At 70.3% G+C, this 16,017-nt stretch carries 14 protein-coding genes; 9 read left to right on the top strand and 5 right to left on the bottom strand.

Annotation, left to right across the window (positions count from 1 at the left end):
• Window positions 1-68: 68 nt before the first annotated feature.
• Entirely contained in the window at window positions 69-596 is a 528-nt protein-coding gene (locus ABZS54_RS18995) for a (d)CMP kinase (RefSeq protein WP_355536850.1), read from the bottom strand.
• Between the two features lie 565 nt (window positions 597-1,161).
• Between ABZS54_RS18995 and ABZS54_RS19000 the strand changes: the two genes are divergently transcribed.
• From ABZS54_RS19000 to ABZS54_RS19010, 3 genes are all read left to right on the top strand, one after another.
• Window positions 1,162-2,247, top strand: a complete 1,086-nt coding sequence (locus ABZS54_RS19000; RefSeq protein WP_355536853.1) for a globin domain-containing protein — start codon at window positions 1,162-1,164, stop codon at window positions 2,245-2,247.
• 217 nt (window positions 2,248-2,464) lie between these two features.
• Window positions 2,465-3,571, top strand: a complete 1,107-nt coding sequence (locus tag ABZS54_RS19005; RefSeq protein ID WP_355536923.1) for a nitric oxide synthase oxygenase — start codon at window positions 2,465-2,467, stop codon at window positions 3,569-3,571.
• A gap of 501 nt (window positions 3,572-4,072) precedes the next feature.
• Complete coding sequence (locus tag ABZS54_RS19010; RefSeq protein ID WP_355536856.1) at window positions 4,073-4,282, top strand: cold-shock protein; 210 nt, start codon at window positions 4,073-4,075, stop codon at window positions 4,280-4,282.
• 166 nt (window positions 4,283-4,448) lie between these two features.
• On the opposite strand, the gene ABZS54_RS19015 is transcribed toward ABZS54_RS19010, so the two are convergent.
• Window positions 4,449-4,832: a hypothetical protein gene (locus ABZS54_RS19015; RefSeq protein WP_355536859.1), complete on the bottom strand. Its 384-nt coding sequence runs from the start codon at window positions 4,830-4,832 to the stop codon at window positions 4,449-4,451.
• Window positions 4,833-5,028: 196 nt separating this feature from the next.
• Between ABZS54_RS19015 and ABZS54_RS19020 the strand changes: the two genes are divergently transcribed.
• From ABZS54_RS19020 to ABZS54_RS19040, 5 genes are all read left to right on the top strand, one after another.
• On the top strand, window positions 5,029-7,008 hold the full coding sequence (locus tag ABZS54_RS19020; RefSeq protein ID WP_355536862.1) for an AarF/UbiB family protein: 1,980 nt from the start codon (window positions 5,029-5,031) through the stop codon (window positions 7,006-7,008).
• Between the two features lie 379 nt (window positions 7,009-7,387).
• Entirely contained in the window at window positions 7,388-7,597 is a 210-nt protein-coding gene (locus ABZS54_RS19025; RefSeq protein WP_355536865.1) for a hypothetical protein, read from the top strand.
• Window positions 7,598-7,924: 327 nt separating this feature from the next.
• Window positions 7,925-9,967, top strand: a complete 2,043-nt coding sequence (locus tag ABZS54_RS19030) for a prolyl oligopeptidase family serine peptidase (protein ID WP_355536868.1) — start codon at window positions 7,925-7,927, stop codon at window positions 9,965-9,967.
• Between the two features lie 498 nt (window positions 9,968-10,465).
• Window positions 10,466-11,599: an MFS transporter gene (locus ABZS54_RS19035; protein ID WP_355536871.1), complete on the top strand. Its 1,134-nt coding sequence runs from the start codon at window positions 10,466-10,468 to the stop codon at window positions 11,597-11,599.
• A 41-nt stretch (window positions 11,600-11,640) separates the two neighbouring features.
• Window positions 11,641-12,030 (top strand): hypothetical protein, encoded by a 390-nt coding sequence (locus tag ABZS54_RS19040; protein WP_355536874.1) that lies wholly within the window; start codon window positions 11,641-11,643, stop codon window positions 12,028-12,030.
• On the opposite strand, the gene ABZS54_RS19045 is transcribed toward ABZS54_RS19040, so the two are convergent.
• Both ABZS54_RS19045 and ABZS54_RS19050 read right to left on the bottom strand, forming a co-directional pair.
• A complete protein-coding gene (locus ABZS54_RS19045) occupies window positions 12,017-13,033 on the bottom strand; it encodes a LysR family transcriptional regulator (protein WP_355536877.1) in 1,017 nt (338 codons plus the stop codon). The genes ABZS54_RS19040 and ABZS54_RS19045 overlap by 14 nt on opposite strands.
• Window positions 13,034-13,259: 226 nt before the next feature.
• Window positions 13,260-13,685, bottom strand: a complete 426-nt coding sequence (locus ABZS54_RS19050; RefSeq protein ID WP_355536880.1) for a nuclear transport factor 2 family protein — start codon at window positions 13,683-13,685, stop codon at window positions 13,260-13,262.
• A gap of 201 nt (window positions 13,686-13,886) precedes the next feature.
• Here ABZS54_RS19050 and ABZS54_RS19055 point away from each other — a divergent pair, with 201 nt between their 5' ends.
• Window positions 13,887-14,810, top strand: coding sequence for a LysR family transcriptional regulator (locus ABZS54_RS19055; protein ID WP_355536882.1), 924 nt, complete (start codon window positions 13,887-13,889; stop codon window positions 14,808-14,810).
• Here ABZS54_RS19055 and ABZS54_RS19060 read toward each other — a convergent pair whose 3' ends face one another.
• Complete coding sequence (locus ABZS54_RS19060) at window positions 14,811-15,968, bottom strand: alpha/beta hydrolase family protein (RefSeq protein WP_355536885.1); 1,158 nt, start codon at window positions 15,966-15,968, stop codon at window positions 14,811-14,813.
• Window positions 15,969-16,017: the final 49 nt, after the last annotated feature.

The raw sequence follows: 16,017 nt of genomic DNA on the forward strand, positions 1-16,017 counted from the left end.
CCGCCCAAGTTCCTGCTGGACTTCACCCGGCAATTCGAGATCGTCGACAACGGCGGCGAACACGACCACTACGTCCAGGTGCACTGCGAGGCCCGGTTCACACCCGTCCCGGCTTTGCGCGCCCTGGGCAACTTCGATTCCTGGTTCTTCCACGACGGCGACGGCGACCTCGACGTCTGGGCAACCGGTCTGGCCACGACGGGGCATGGTCGGTCTTGGCCGGGCACCACCCCGCCGAGATCGTCGTCTACCAGGACGACGCCTGATGGGTTCGTTGAAGCCGTGTGCGGAGTCGCGTCGAACGAGAAGGAGAGCATGGTGCGTCCGCCCGCCGTCCCACAGAGTGTCCGTGATGTCCCCGCCGCGCCGCCGCAACGCACGCCGTTTTCGGGCAGGCCGAGGCTCGCCGGCCGGTGTTCGACGTCCGTGCCGAACTCCGCCGGGCTCGACGGCATTCGCGACAACACGTGTGCCGCGGCTCGATACAGCAGTCCGGTATCGAGGACCACCGCATCCAACCCCAACGCGAGCCGGTCCGCAAGGGTGGTCTTGCCGGCGATGGTCGGCCCGTCAATGGAAACCCAGGCCTCGGACATTCGTCCTGATTCGGCCGATTACGTCGATTCCGCCGACCCGAACCGAGCACTTCGCCCGACACCACCCATGCCTCAAGGTCGCATCCAATGAACCTCCCCGGCCACACGCCGGCCCATCGAGGCATCGAGGCATCGGTCCATCAGGCCGTCAACCCACCAAGCCGTCAGACCACCGGCACACCGGCCCACCGAGCCACCGTCGCGACCGTCGCGCGCACTCCCGCGCCGGCTTGAATTCGCCCTCCCACCAGGCAAGTTCACAGCCATACGTGAGCGTATGGCTGCGGAGAGTGATCGACGAAATGCCAAGAAAAGCCTTAAAGGAGACTTCTGTCGATCCATAACCGGAACCGGGCCTTCGACTTGACGCCGGTACGACAACCCCATGATCGTGTTCCGGCCGCCGGTGTTCCACGAAGGACCCTCGACGGAACCGGCCGGACAACCCTCATGCGGAAGGGCTACCGATGGGCCGATTTTGGAATCTCAAGACGCAGAAATCATCCGACAAAATCTCGCGGTCGTCGCCCCCCGGGCCGCAGACGTCACATCCCACTTCTACGCAATGCTGTTCCTGCGCCGACCCGACCTGCGCGAGCTGTTCCCCCCGGCGATGGATGTCCAGCGCGACCGCCTGCTGCACGCGCTGATCCGCATCGTCGGCGACCTGGAGAATGCCCCGGCGCTGGCCGGATTCCTCGGCCAACTCGGCCGTGACCATCGCAAATTCGATGTCATCGCCGAACACTACGACCTGGTTGGTGAGTGTCTGGTCGCCGCGCTCGCCCGATTCAGCGGCGACACCTGGAACGACGCGGTACAGGACGCCTGGGTGCGCGCGTACGGCGCGGCCGCGGGCATCATGATCGGCGCGGCCGACGAGGATGCCCTGACCAACCCCCCGCACTGGGCCGCGGAAATCGTCTCGCACGAGAAGGCCGCCGACGACATCGCCGTGGTCACGGTGCGCCCCGACATGCCGTTCCCCTACCGGGCGGGCCAGTACACCTTCCTGGAAACCCCGTGGTGGCCGCGCGTATGGCGGGCGTACTCGATCGCCAACGCGCCCGACCCGAACGGCCTGCTCACCTTCCACGTGCGCTCGGTGCCCGCCGGCTGGGTCAGCAACGCCTTGGTCCACAAGGCCAAACCGGGCGATCGCATCAAACTGGGCGCCGCCATGGGCGAGATGGTCGTGGACCACATGGCGCCCAATCCGGTGTTGTGCGTGGCGGGCGGTACCGGCCTGGCGCCGCTGAAGGCGATGGTCGAGGAACTGGCCTACTACGGCACCGATCGCTTCGTCGACCTGTTCTACGGCGCCAGCGCGCACAGCGGGCTCTACGGGCTGGAGGATCTGTTGCGGCTGTCCCAGCGGGTGTCCTGGCTGCGGGTGCGGCCGGCACTCGACGACCTGACCCTGGCCGGGATCAGCGGAGGAGTCTCCGACGTGGTCCGGGAGTACGGGCCGCGCTACGACTGCGACGCGTATCTGAGCGGGCCGCCCGCGATGGTGCTGGACAGTGCCCGCGTGCTGCGCCGACTCGGCCTGAGCAAACGCCAGATCCACCACGACCCGGTCGTCGGCGCGTATTCCGCCGAGGACGCGGCCCAGCGGCCCACCCCGGTGGCCGCGGACGCACCGGGCTGACCTGCGGGCCCGCCGCCGGCTCGTACCCCCACCAGACCCGAAACAGGCTCCCGCGACCCCCGGTCGCAGCGCCGAGCCGGTTCCCAGGAGAGCGTTGACCGAGCACAGCATCACCCGGATCCGCGGCGATCAGCCGTCGTGTCCCGTGCCACACCACCCCCAAGTTTCCGCCCCGCAGCCCCCGTCCGCAGTACCCGACGTCCGCCCCGAGGGCGCCGTGGACCCCGCGCGGGCCCTCGCGTTCCTCGAACGTTTCCATCGGGAGACCGGGTCGCCGGTGGATCACGACGCTCGCCGGCGCGAGATCGTCGAGCAGATCGGAGACAGCGGCACCTATATCCACACCTCGGCCGAACTCGTCTGGGGCGCCCGGGTCGCCTGGCGCAACTCGGCCCGCTGTATCGGCCGGTTGTATTGGAACAGCCTGGTCGTCCGGGACCGCCGGCACGTGAGCCGGCCCGACGAGGTCGCCGCCCAGTGCGCGGGACACCTGCGCGAGACCTGGCGCGGCGGCCGGATCCGGCCGACGATCACCGTGTTCGCGCCGGACGCCCCCACCGGGCCCAGGGTGCGGATCTGGAACGAGCAGTTGATCCGCTACGCCGGCTATCGCCGGACGGACGGCGCGCTCGTGGGCGACGGTCGCAATCTGGGCGTCACCGAACTCGCGCGCGAGCTCGGCTGGCGCGGCGCGGGCACCGACTTCGACCCGTTGCCCCTGATCATCGAGGGAGCGGACGGCCGACTCCGCTCATTCACACTGCCGCCGGACGCGATCCGCGAGATCGCGCTCACCCACCCCGAACACCCCGGGTTCGCCGCCCTGGGCTTGCGCTGGCACGCGATCCCGGCGATTTCCAACATGCGCCTGGAGATCGGCGGCGTCTCCTACAGTGCGGCGCCGTTCAACGGCTGGTACATGGGCACCGAGATCGGTGCCCGCAACCTGGTCGACGCGGACCGCTACGACATGCTCCCCGCGATCGCCGCGCTGTTCGGCCTGGACACCTCCAGCGAGCGTACGCTGTGGCGGGACCGGGCCTCGATCGAACTCAACCGTGCCGTGCTGCACTCGTTCGACGCGGCCGGCGCGACCATCACCGACCACCACACCGAATCCGACCGCTTCCTCCGGCACGTCGAACGCGAGGCGGAGGCGGGCCGTACATGTCCGGCGGACTGGAGCTGGATCGTGCCACCGGTCTCCGGGGGTCTGACGCCGGTCTACCACCGCTACTACGACGATCACGACGAGAGCACACAGAGCCCGGCCTATCTGCTCGACGAGGCCGCCGGCCACCGCTCGGCGGGCCGACGCCCGTAACGGGTCCGGCAACCGGGCGAACGAGTGAATTCGGCGGACCGGGCACACTTTGCCCGGTCCGCCGGTTATAGGAAACCTCGCGACAGTTCCGGAAGTCGGGCGCGAGCGAGCGGAGTCGAGTCGTGGCGAGCAGCACGACGGTGGGTGTCTGGTGGTGGCGCACACCGGACGGTCGGGAGAACTTCGGGGATGCCCTGGGTCCGCTCATCCTGGGCCGACTCGGACTGCGGGTGCGGCCGGGGCGAAGGGGGCCGCCGCCGCACGGCCTCGCCCGGCGCCCGCTCCGCGGCGGTCGCGGCGCTCGCGGTGGAGGTGACCGACCCGAATCCGGTCGGGTCGCCGACGCCGCGACACGGACCACGGACCCCGCTTCCCGGACACCGGCCGGGCGCGTGTTTCGCCGGTGGTGGGGCGGGAAATCTCGGGGGCCGCAGTCGCGACGAGGCTCCGGCCGGCGCGTCCCTCACGACACGTCGTGGTATCAGCTGAAGGAATGGATCGATGGTTACAGGCAAGGTGAAGTGGTTCAACGCGGACAAGGGCTTCGGCTTCATCGAGCAGGACGACGGCGGCCCGGACGTGTTCGTGCACTTCTCGGCCATCCAAAGCGCGGGTTACCGCCAGTTGGAGGAGAACGCCAAGGTCGACTTCGATGTCGTCCAGGGGCCGAAGGGCCCACAGGCGGAGCACGTCTCCGTCATCATGGACTGACGCATCGCGACACGGCCGCATGAGAACCGGGGCACCACCGGGACCCACGTCCCGGTGGTGCCCCGATTCACGTCCCGGCCCGTGCCCGCACCGACCGGTCGCCGGCGACGGGTGACCTCCGGCCACCGTGCACACTGCCGATCGGCTTGTAGTGTTCCCGACCCGATCAGCCGCGCGTGCCCGCCCGTCGGGCCTGCTCGCGCCGGTTCCCGCCACGGGCGATCACCAGCCCGGTGAATCCGACGATGGCGAGGACGGCGGTGATCGCGGCCATGTACAGCCAGAGGTCGACGGTGTTCCGGTGGTCGTTCCACACGTGCGCCGGGACCGGCGAGCCGTCGCCGTAAATGGTCGTGTCGCTCAGTGACTTGCGTGCCCGCACGCCGACCCACACCACGCTCGCGGCCACCGCGCTCAGCGCGCTCAGTCCGGCCGAGGCAACGGGCACCGCGAACCACGCGGCGTGCGGGCGCACCGGCGTCGGCTGCTGCGGGAGGTGCCGCTGCCACATCGGATACGGCGAGGTCGGGTACGACCGGCGGTTGCTCATGGTGATCATCCTGGGTGCTCGCGGAACGACCGTCCTGAGTACCCGTACTCGGTTTCGCCGCAGGATCGGGCCCGGACGATAGGTTCTGCTGCGCACGTGTGTGATCACTCGGGGAAGGTCTCATCGGCATGTCGCGAACAATGTCGCGGTCCGGCGGCGCACGCGTCGCACTCGGCGCCCGCCGGGGGTGGTGTCCGTGCTGAGCACGGCCGAACCCGAGGTGAACGCGGGTGTGTTGTGGGTGGCCACCGCGCTCACCGCGTTGCTGCTCACCCTCGGCTTGGCCTGGGGTGCGCGGCGGCTGCTCGGACTGCCGGTGGGTGCGCGGCGCACGCTCGCCGCGGGGCTGCTCGGACTCGTGGTGTCATGGGCGGTCGGCGGGAGCATCCAGCGGCACAATCCCGGTGTCTTCATGACCGTCACGCTCGGTGTGGCACTGCTCGCCACGATGACCTTCATCGTGGTGATCGAGGCGCTGGTGCCGAGCGGATCCTGGCCGGGCACGGTCGAGTTCGTCCGGGGGCTGCGCCGGCGCGTGGCGCGCGGTCGCCGCTATTCGCAGATCAGCCGGATCGCCGCGCGGCACGGACTCGGGCCGTATCTGCGCGGCCGGCGGGCCGATCAGGCGAGTCGGCGAGCCGGCCTGGCCCGGTCGTTGCAGGAGGCGCTCCAGGACGGCGGGGTGACCTTCGTCAAGCTCGGGCAGGTCCTGTCCACCCGCCGCGATCTGCTGCCGGTCGAGTTCGTGGACGCGCTCGCGCTGCTCCAGCATCGGGTCGCACCCGCACCGTGGTCGGAGGTGGAACGGGTACTCACCGCCGAGTTGGGCGCGCCGGCGACCGAGGTGTTCGCCGAATTCGATCCGGAGCCACTCGCGGCCGCGTCGATCGCGCAGGTCCATCGAGCCCGGCTGCGTTCCGGCGGTGAGGTGGTGGTCAAGGTGCAGCGTCCGGGGATCGGCCCGATCGTCGAGCGGGATCTGGACATCCTGGCGCGGCTCGCGGCGAGCCTGGACCGGCGCACCACGTGGGGTCACGCGCTGGGTCTGGTCGAACTCGCCGACGGTTTCGCGGTGGCGCTGCGCGAGGAGTTGGACTTCCGGATCGAGGCGCGCAACACGAGCGCGGTGACCGCCGCCGGGGTCGGACGGCGGCACCCGAGCCTGATCCTGCCGCGCCTGCATCCCGAGCTGAGCACCGCACGGGTGCTGGTGCTCGACTGGCTGGACGGCGTACCGCTGGGCACCGCCGCCGCGACCCTGGACGAACGCGGGGTCGACCGGGGCGAGCTGGCGCGCATGTTGCTGGGCGAGCTGCTGCGGCAGATCATGTTCGACGGGATCTTCCACGCCGACCCGCACCCGGGCAACATAATGCTGCTCGGCGACGGCCGGTTGGCGCTGCTCGACTTCGGCTCGGTGGGCCGAATCGATGCGCAACTGCGTTCCGGTCTACAGGAGTTGCTGCTCGCGCTCGGGCGGGCCGATCCGGCCGCGATGTCGGATGCGCTGCTCCAGGTGGTGACCCGCCCGGCAGAGCTGGACGAACAGCGGCTGCAGCGCGCGCTCGGCCAGTTCATGGCCCGCCATCTCAGTGCGGGTCTGGCGCCGGATCTGGCCATGTTCACCGACCTGTTCCGGCTGGTGTCCGCGTTCGAGCTGACCGTCGCACCGGAGATCGCGGCCGTCTTCCGGGCGCTCGCCACGGTCGAGGGCACCCTGACCGGGATGGAACCGGGTTTCGACATCTTCGCCGAGGCGCGCGGCTACGCGACCAAGCACGTCACCGACCGGTTGGAGCCGACCGGACTGCGGGACGCGGCCACCAGCGAACTCCTGTACCTACTGCCGGTGTTGCGCCGGTTGCCGCGCCGCTTCGAACGGGTGACCGGGGCGCTGGAGGAGGGTCGACTCGGGGTCAACGTCCGGCTTTTGGCCGACGAACGCGACCGTCGGGTGCTCACGTCCATGCTGCACCGCACGCTGCTGACGGTGCTCGGTGCGACCGCCGGGATCATGGCCGTGCTGCTGCTCGGCACCGAGGGCGGGCCGCAGGTGGGCGACAGCGTGGGGTTGTACCAGGTGATCGGCTACAACCTGCTGGTGATCAGCTGCGTCCTGGTGCTGCGGGTGCTGTTCACCATCTTCCGCGCGGAACGGGCCGACGCCCGCACATGACACCGGGGTGCCGGGGTGCCGGGGTGCCGGCCACGAGTCCGAAGGGGTCACACTCCGCACGGTGTCGGCGGCACCGGTATCTTCACTGCTTCATGATCATTTGACGCGTTCGATGTGCTCCGGTCCGTGCGGCCCGGCCGACTCGTCACCATGGCGTTCGACACACGGTCGTGGTCGGGTACGCCCCGGCCCACCGGTCCGGGGCGAGCCGACGGGCGGGCGCCGGGCGGCGAAGCACATGGCCGAATCGGACCGGCAAGTACGATCGCCGAGGCGGGTGCGACCTACTACGACGCCTGACGCGGGCCGGCCGGGCGCGGACGGGTCCGGGTGGGTGAAAGGCCGTAGCCCATGAGGGGGTCTCGCCGTTGAGGACGGTATGACGCACACTCGACGCATTCTCGCCACCGTCCTGCTGGCCGCGGGTGCCGCCGCGCTCGCCGCACCGGTCGCGAACGCCGGCACCACCCCCGGCCAGGACATCGCGCTCAACACCTCGGACCCGACGGCTCAGACCAGCCACGGCCCCGACGCATCCGACGCTCTCAACACCGCGGTGACCTCTCTGGTGGGCGGCCTGACGAGCTGACGCCACGCGAGGCTTCAGGCCGGCGGCGGCCTCGGCCACCGCGCCGTGGGGACTTCGGCTCCGGGCGGCGGGCGCTCTCCGACGGAGGCGACCGCCGCCCGCGAGCAGGATCACGACCCCGAGGGTCCGAGCACGGCGCTTCCCGCACCGGGCGCCATCCACCCGCTGATCCGCGCCGGACCGGCCGACGTGTTCGCCCCGCGCGTGGGGCGGGGCACATGCTGCGTCGTGCCGAAAGTGTCGGGGCGGGCTACGGTTCGCCGGCCGAGGTTTCGCTGCTCCGCGAAACTGTGGAGAGGCCGGTGGGCCGAGGTCAGCCTGAGTGGCATGTCGACGATCGAGTTGCCCCGCCAGTTCGTGCGTACCCGGCGCTTCTCCACCGGTGTCCCCACCGCCTTCACCGTGTCCCAGGACGGCGCCTCGGTGCTGTTCCTGCGCAGCCGATCCGGGGACGACCCGGTCGGTTGCCTGTGGCACCTGGACCTGGACTCGGCAACGGAGCGGCTGCTCGTGGACCCGACCGCGCTGCCCGGGCCGGCCGGCGAGTCCGGAATCACCGGCTACGCCGGCGACGACGCGGCCGGCCTCGCCGCGTTCGCGCTGCCGAGCGGCCTGTGGGTGGTGGAGGTCGCGACCGGTCGGACCCGGCGACTGCCCGTCGAGGGCTCGGTGCTCGACCCACGGCCCGACCCGACGGGTCGGCGGATCGCCTACCACGCCGATGGCGCGTTGCGGGTGATCGACGTTGCCGGGTCGAACGACCGGGCGCTCGCCGAACCCGACGGCGCCCACGTGCGGTTCGGTGTCGCCGAGTACGCGGCGAGCGCGTCGATCGGCCGATCGCGCGGCTACTGGTGGGCCCCGGACGGCACCCGGCTGCTGGTGGCCCGGGTGGACGAAAGCGCCGTACCGACCTGGCACGTGTCGGATCCGACCCGCCCGGCCTCGCCGCCGCGCACGCTGCGCTATCCCGCAGCCGGCGGCGCCAACGCGCAGGTCACCCTGCGGCTCGTCACCATCGCCGGCGAACACACGCAAGTGCATTGGGATTCGCGCGAGTTCGAATACCTGACACACGCCGACTGGGATGCCCTCGGCCCGTTGGCGGCGGTGCAGAGCCGCGACCAACGCACCGTCCGCACGCTGGCCGTGGACCCGGCGACCGGTCGCACCCGCCCGCTCGCCGAGCAGCACGACCCCTGCTGGGTACACCTGTTGCCCGGTACGCCGGTGCGCACCGAGTCCGGCGCGCTGGTCGCGCACAGCGACGCGGACGGCACCCGACGGCTGACCCTGGACGGCGTCCCGGTCACCCCACCGGGGCTGCACGTCCGCGAGGTGTTCGGTGTGGACGGCGACGACGTGCTGTTCGCGGCCTCCGCCGAACCGACCGAGGCGCAGCTGTGGACCTGGCGACCGGGCTCCGAGCCACGCCGACTGGATACCGAACCCGGCATACACACCGCCGTCCGCCGCGCCGAGACTCTGATCCACACCGCGCGTACCTCCGACCGACCCGGGGCCCGCACGATGGCCCTGCGCCCGGGCAGAGCGGCCGTCCCCGTGCACTCGTCGGCACACGACCCGGTCCTGCGGCTGCACGCCACCCGGTTCACCACCACCGAGCGCGGCCTGCACACCCAGTTGTTGCTGCCCTCGTGGTACCGCCGGGATACGCGGCCGCTGCCCGTGCTGGTCGATCCGTACGCGGGCCCGGCCCTCCAGCGGGTCACCGCCCAGCAGTCCCCGATGGCTTTCGTGTCGCAGTGGTTCGCCGAGCAGGGCTTCGCGGTACTGATCACCGACGGCAGCGGCACACCCGGGCGCGGGCCCGCGTGGGAGCGCGAGGTGTACGGGGACATCCTCGGGCCGGTGCTCGCCGATCAGGTGGCCGCGTTGACCGAAGTCCTGGCGACTCGACCGGAATTGGATGCGACCAAGGTAGCCGTCCGGGGCTGGTCGTTCGGCGCGATGCTGGCCCTGACCGCGGTGCTGCGCCGACCCGACGTGTTCCACGCGGCGATCGCCGGTGCCGGCGTCAGCGATCAGCGGCTGTACGACACGCACTGGCGCGAACGTTTCCTCGGCCTACCCGACGAGCACCCCGAACGCTACGCCGCGTGCTCGCCGTTGTCCGAAGCGGCCCGGCTGAGCCGACCGCTGCTGCTGGTCCACGGCCTGGCCGACGACAACGTGTTCCCGGCGAACACGCTGCGGCTGTCCGGCGAACTGCTCGCCGCCGGACAGCCGCACGAGGTGCTGCTGCTACCGGACACCGGTCACGCACCGTCGGACGAGAACCTGTTCGAGAAGCTGCTGCTGCATCAACTCGACTTTCTGCGACGGCACTTGGGTATCGGCGCGGGCTGAGGTCGGCGGGGCGCGGTCCCCCACGCTCGGCGAAGTCGTGCCCCTCGGTGAGTGTTCCGACGCCGACCAGGGCGATCAGGAGGACGGCGGCGACGATCCCGAGCAATCGGCGCGCCCGGCTGGATTCACGGGTGGCACAGCCTCCACTCCGCGCCGCCGCGTATCCGATCGGCGCAGGCCGCGCCGGCCCGCGTGACCGGACTCGGGCCGGGATCCGGCATTCACCCCTGCGGAACGTTTCTTCCGGTGTTGGCCATTGATGGGCGTTCGTCCCCGGCTGCAAAGTGGAACGGCAGTCACCCACCACGGACGCGGCGGCCCCTTGGCCGCCGTTTCGACCTGCCTTCCGCGCGCTGGGCGCGGCACGACAAAACGGAGTCCACCGAGATGACGATCCTCGACGCTGACGCGTCCCCGGCAAACACTGCCGTCCCCGCCTCCCGTGCGAGTCCGGGCCCGGAACCGGTGCCGATACGAACATGGCTGGGAGTGGTGGCCGTGGCCGTCGGCACTTTCGCCATGGTCACCGTTGAACAGCTCCCCATGGGGCTGCTCACTTCCATCGGCAGCGGGCTCGGCGTCTCCGAGGGGACAGCCGGTCTCATGGTGACGGTACCCGGGCTCGTCGCGTCCGCCGCCGCGCCGCTGCTGCCCGTGGCGATCGGCCGCCTCGACCGGCGCACGGTACTGCTCGGTCTGCTGACGCTGATGGTCGCGGCCAACCTGATATCGGTGTTCGCGCCGAACTTCGCGGTACTCCTGGCCTCGCGGTTCCTCGTGGGCATCAGCATCGGTGGATTCTGGGCGCTCGCCGCGGGAATCGCGGTTCGGATGGTCCCTACGGAGCACGTTTCCCGTGCCACCGCAATCACCTTCGGCGGTGCCACCGCAGCGAACGTGCTGGGCGTCCCGGCCGGCACGTTGATCGGCGAGTTCGCCGACTGGCGGGTGGCCTTCGCCACGGTGGGCGCACTCGGACTGCTGGTCGTGGCTGCACTGCGCATGCTTCTGCCGCCGCTGCCGGCCGGCGACCCGGTTCGCCTCGAATCGCTCGCGGCGCAGTTTCGTAACCCGGCCGTGCGGACCGGCGTGCTGGCCACGTTCCTGCTTGTGGGCGGGCACTTCGCCGCGTTCACGTTCGTCAGCCCGATCCTGCAGGACGTGTCCGGCATCGGCGGTGGCATGGTCGGTCCGCTGCTGCTGGGCTTCGGTGCCGCGGGCATCGTCGGCAACTTCATGATCGGCGGCATGGCCGGGCGCAACGCCCGCAAGGCGATCATCGTGATCAGCCTCCTGCTCGCCGCGATCCTCGCGCTGTTCCCGTTGCTCGGCACGACTCAGGTCGGCGGCATGGTCCTGCTGATCGGCTGGGGGCTGGCCTTCGGCGGCGTCCCCATCAGCGTGCAGACCTGGATCCTCCAGTCGGCCCCCGGCGAGACCGAATCGGCCACTGCGCTGAATACCTCCGTGTTCAACCTCGCCATCGCCCTCGGCGCACTGTTCGGCGGGTTGATCGTCAACGCGACCAGCCTCACCACCGCCCTGGGCTTCGGCGCGGGGATCGCGTTCCTGACCTCCCTCGCGGTCCGGGCGGCCGGCAACTCCGCACACCCGGCGCCCAGCCGACGCTGAACCACGAACCGCCCCGACTGCGGGAGGACATCGACCCTCCTGTGAAGGACATCGACATGACCATGACCGACCATCCCGATGACGACACCGACGCCCAGCCGATCGGGCACCTGTCGACCGACCTGGTCACCCAAGTGATCGCCGCGGCGATCCGCGTGCAACGCGCGGTCGAACAAGTCCCCGGCTACACAGGCCAACCCACGAACACACGAACGTCCCGCCCAACACCCGGACTCGCGTGCCATCGACCACGAGGGTCGAACCGCAGCGACGCTCGGCAACCGCTCGAAGACGCAGTCGCGGCCGACTATGCCGCGGCCGTCAACGGCCTCAGGCGCATGATCGCCGAGCTGGACGGCGGGGAGGACCCGGTCAAGGAAAGCGGGCGCCTACGACGTGCCTCCGCGCGAACCATGCCTATCGCGAGCTGATTCCACCCGGGAACGCCGAAAGCGACGGTCGCGTTGCTTCGGCCGCGCCGGGCACAACCGGCACGGCCGAAGTACCGGTGGCAGCGGGGATCGTGCCGGGCGAGGCCAGAGCGGGCGCGACCTCCAGGACGACGTCGACGAAGGCGCGCAGGCGCCGGTCGGTGTCGTCGGAGGTCCGCCACACCAGCCCGTGCTCGATGGGCGGCATGTCGGGAATCTTGACGAAGCTGATGTCCGGTCGTTGGTAGAAGAGCAGCAGCTGCGCGTCGCCGGGCACGATGGCCCGCCCGGCCGCGACGATGGCCAGTGCCTCGGCATATGTGCTGCACGGCTCGCTGAATCTGCCGATCGGCTGACCGCCCGGCGTCCAACGGGGCAGGTGGAAGTCGGCCCAATGGGCCGGGACGGACTCGGCGAACGCGACGAACGTCTCGCCGGCGAGGTCCTCGAACGACACGGCGCCGCGTCCCGCGAGGCGATGGTCCGCGGCGACGCACATGTACCTGACGCCACGCGTGACCACCGCGCCGACGCTCATGTCCGGCTCGTCGACCGGCAATGCCGTCAACAGCAGGTCGGCGGTGCCGTCGCGCAACTGCGCTACATGGTGATGCAGATGGGTCTCTACGATTCGCACTCGGAAGTCCGGGTTCCGAGCCTCGAACACGGCGTGGGCGGCGGACAGGATGCGCCCGGCCTGGGTGCCCATGAATCCGACGCTGAGCATGCCGGTCATGCCGCGGCCCGCCATTTCGGCGCGGCCCATCGCACGCTTGATGCCCTCGTACAGCGGCAGCAGGTCCTCGCGCAGGCTCCGGCCGACCTCGGTCAGCGCGACGCGCCTGCTGGTGCGTGTGAACAGCGCGACACCGAGGCGCCGTTCGGTCTTCTGAACAGTCTGGGTGACCTGTGGGGGTGAGATGTGCAGGCGAGCCGCGGTACGCCCGAAGTGCAATTCCTCAGCGAGCGTCAGGAATATCTCTATTTCGGCGCGTTCCAGCATCCCAGCCCCTCCTCTCAATCAGATACCGGACCGGAACAATCATGCCGCATTGTTCACCAGGGCCGAATGATGGGGGCGCATCGGCCGGATCGGATGCCCGTCGGGCTGGGCAGGTTTGTGGGCATCCCGATCCGGTGTCGGCGCACTCAGGCGAGGGTGTCGGTCAGGCGGCGCAGGGTGCACGGCTCGGCGAGAATGAATGAGCGAGTCGTATGGCGCTACCGGGTCACGGGGTCTTGCTGTAGCCGAGCGCCTCGACGATGCGCCCGTCGCGGACCTGCATGAGGTTGACGCCGGCCACCGACGTGGACGCCGCGTGCGCGTCGCCGAACACCTCGTTCACCTCGCCGTTCCGGAAGGTGACGTGCCACTTGATGACCGCGCGGTCGCCGAAGACGAACACCTCGTCCGGGGCGAATCGGGTGTTGCGGTCGGCGGCCAGTTCCTGCCAGAAGCCGAGGCAGGCGTCGAGACCTTCGTACCGCGCCCCCTCCGGGGCGGGCTGGACGCTCACCATCACGCAGACATCGGCGACCAAGTCGGTCAGCAGGGCCGGGTCGTGCTTGGTGAAGGCGTCGTTGAACCGGTCGATTACCTCGGCGGTCGTCCTGGTGCCGGCGTTCGCGGTGTTCTCGTTCAGTCCCATGCTCATGGTGGTCGTTCCGTTCCCGGTCGGGGTGTGCCTCAGGTGGTTCCACCACCGTCCATGATCCGCAGGCCAGGCGGAAACAACGGATCGCTGGCTCCCCACAACGACCCTTGGTAACGGGACGAGACGCGCTTCTCCGGCTCATCCGCGGCCCATGCGCGCGGGCCGGCCGAGCGCGGACAAAGCGGCCCGTAGACTCGCACCATGATCGATCTGGAGGTGCGCCATCTCGAGTCCTTCATCGCGGTCGCCCGGGAAGGCAGCATCACCCGCGCCGCCGAGCGGCTGTACCTGACCCAGCAAGCCGTCTCCGCACACGTCAAGCACCTCGAACGGGCCCTCAAGGTCACGCTCCTGATACGCACCCACCGCGGCGTGGTCCTCACCCCCGCCGCCGAGGAACTCGTGGCGGGCGGGCGCGCGGTCCTCGCAGAAGTGGCGCAGCTCGCCGAGCGGGTGCGCAAGATCGCCCACGAGCGGACCGGCACGCTGCGCCTCGCCTTCTGCCCCTATTCCATGACGCTCTTCGCCGCCGAGGTCGCCGAAGCCGTCGAGACGATGGTGCCGGGCCTGACCGTCGAACTGGCCAGCGTGCGTACACCCCGCGAAGAACTCGCGCTCCTCGACGCGGGGGACGCCGACGCCGCCTTCATGTGGCTGCCCATCGGCGATGTCGGATTGCGCTATGCGCCGGTACGCACCGACAAGCGCGCCGTCGCGCTGCCTGCCGACCACCGCCTCGCCGACCGCGGCCGGGTCACCTTCGCCGACTTGGCCGACGAACCCGTCGTGTGCCCCGACATGTTCACTTCCCCGGAAGCCGAACGCCACTGGATCGCCGACCCGCGTCCCGACGGCACACCGGCGCCGCGCGGCCCCAGGGTTGCTCAGATCGAGGAATGTTTCCTCATGGTCGCCCGCGGCCGCGGCATCTGGTTGGCCCCGGAACCGCTCGCCCGCTGGGCCCCTGCCATGAACATCCGCTGGGTCCCCATAGCCGACGCCGACCCCGTCGACCTGGCCGTCGTCTGGGCCGATCGCGCCGCCGATGACCTGATCGCCACCATGATCGCCGAAGTCCGCACCCTCGTGGGGGAACCCATCGACGGCATCGACCGGGTTGCCTAGCTAGGAGACCTTCGACCACCCCGCGTTGGTGGTGCACTGGTTGTCCGAGGCCGTGCCGGCGATCACCTTGAGGAAGTCGGCCAGGTCCTTCTGCCAGTACGCCCAGTCGTGCGTGCCCGGCCCGGTGCAGAACCGGTGCGCGGTACCGGCCGTATTCAGCTTGGCGTGGAAGTCGACCGCGTCGCTCTGGATCTGCGCGTCCGAACCGCCGGCGGTGTTGCCGGCGTAGAAGGCGAACTTGCCGCCGTACGAACCGTATCCGCCTGCCGCAGCGATCTTCACCGGGTTCTGCGCATCCCACGTGTCGATGGTGCCGAACACCTGATGCGGGCCCCACAACCAACCGAGCGGGTACTGATACCGCGCCAGATTCGGGGTGTTGGCGTCGTACGCGCCGATGAACGCGCCCGGGGCGGTCGGGGCCAGTGGCACCTGGACCACCGACCCGTGCACGAGCGCCTGCGCCCACGGCATCTCGATGTTGGTGCCGGGCGAGAAGCCCGCCGCCGCCGAGAACAGTTCCGGGTAGCGCCCGGCGTAGCGCAACGCGCCGTAACCGCCCATCGACAGACCCGCGATGGAGCGGCCCGACCTGTCGGTGATCGTGTTGAAGTTGGCGTCGATCCACGGCACCAACTGCTTCATGTGGAAGGTCTCCCACTGCGGCGCGATGTTGCCGGTCGTACCGGTCACCCAGTCGCTGTACCAACCCGCGTCACCGCCCTCCGGCATCACCACGATGCCGTCGAAGGCGGCATTCGCGGTGATCGCCGCGACATCGCCCTTGTCCGACCACGACGCGAAGGTGTCGTTGCCGCCGTGCAGCAGGTACAGCGACCGGTACGGGTGCGCCGGGTCGGTCCGGTACCCGGCCGGCAGCAGGATTCGCACCTTGATCTGCGGGTGCGCGGGCACCGTCGGCGCGCCCGGGCCAAGATTTTTGTGGATCGCGTCCGTGGTGAGCGTGAGGTCGTAGAACGGTGCGGTCTCGGTCGGGGTCGACTTGGCCCAGTGCACGACCGTGATGCCGTGCGAGGCGGCGGCCGGCAGGGTCGGCGGATCGGGCACGACCGCCGCCGCCGGTTGCACGGCCAGGCCGGTGACCAACAGCATCGCCGCCGCCGCGCCGGTCAGGATGGTGCGTCTCAGGTTCCGCATCGGCCCCACTTTCCGTTGCCGCCACGTCCGAAGCGGTGGCTTCCGGAAC

Source organism: Embleya sp. NPDC005575 (genome assembly GCF_040605455.1).
Taxonomy (GTDB): Bacteria; Actinomycetota; Actinomycetes; order Streptomycetales; family Streptomycetaceae; genus Embleya.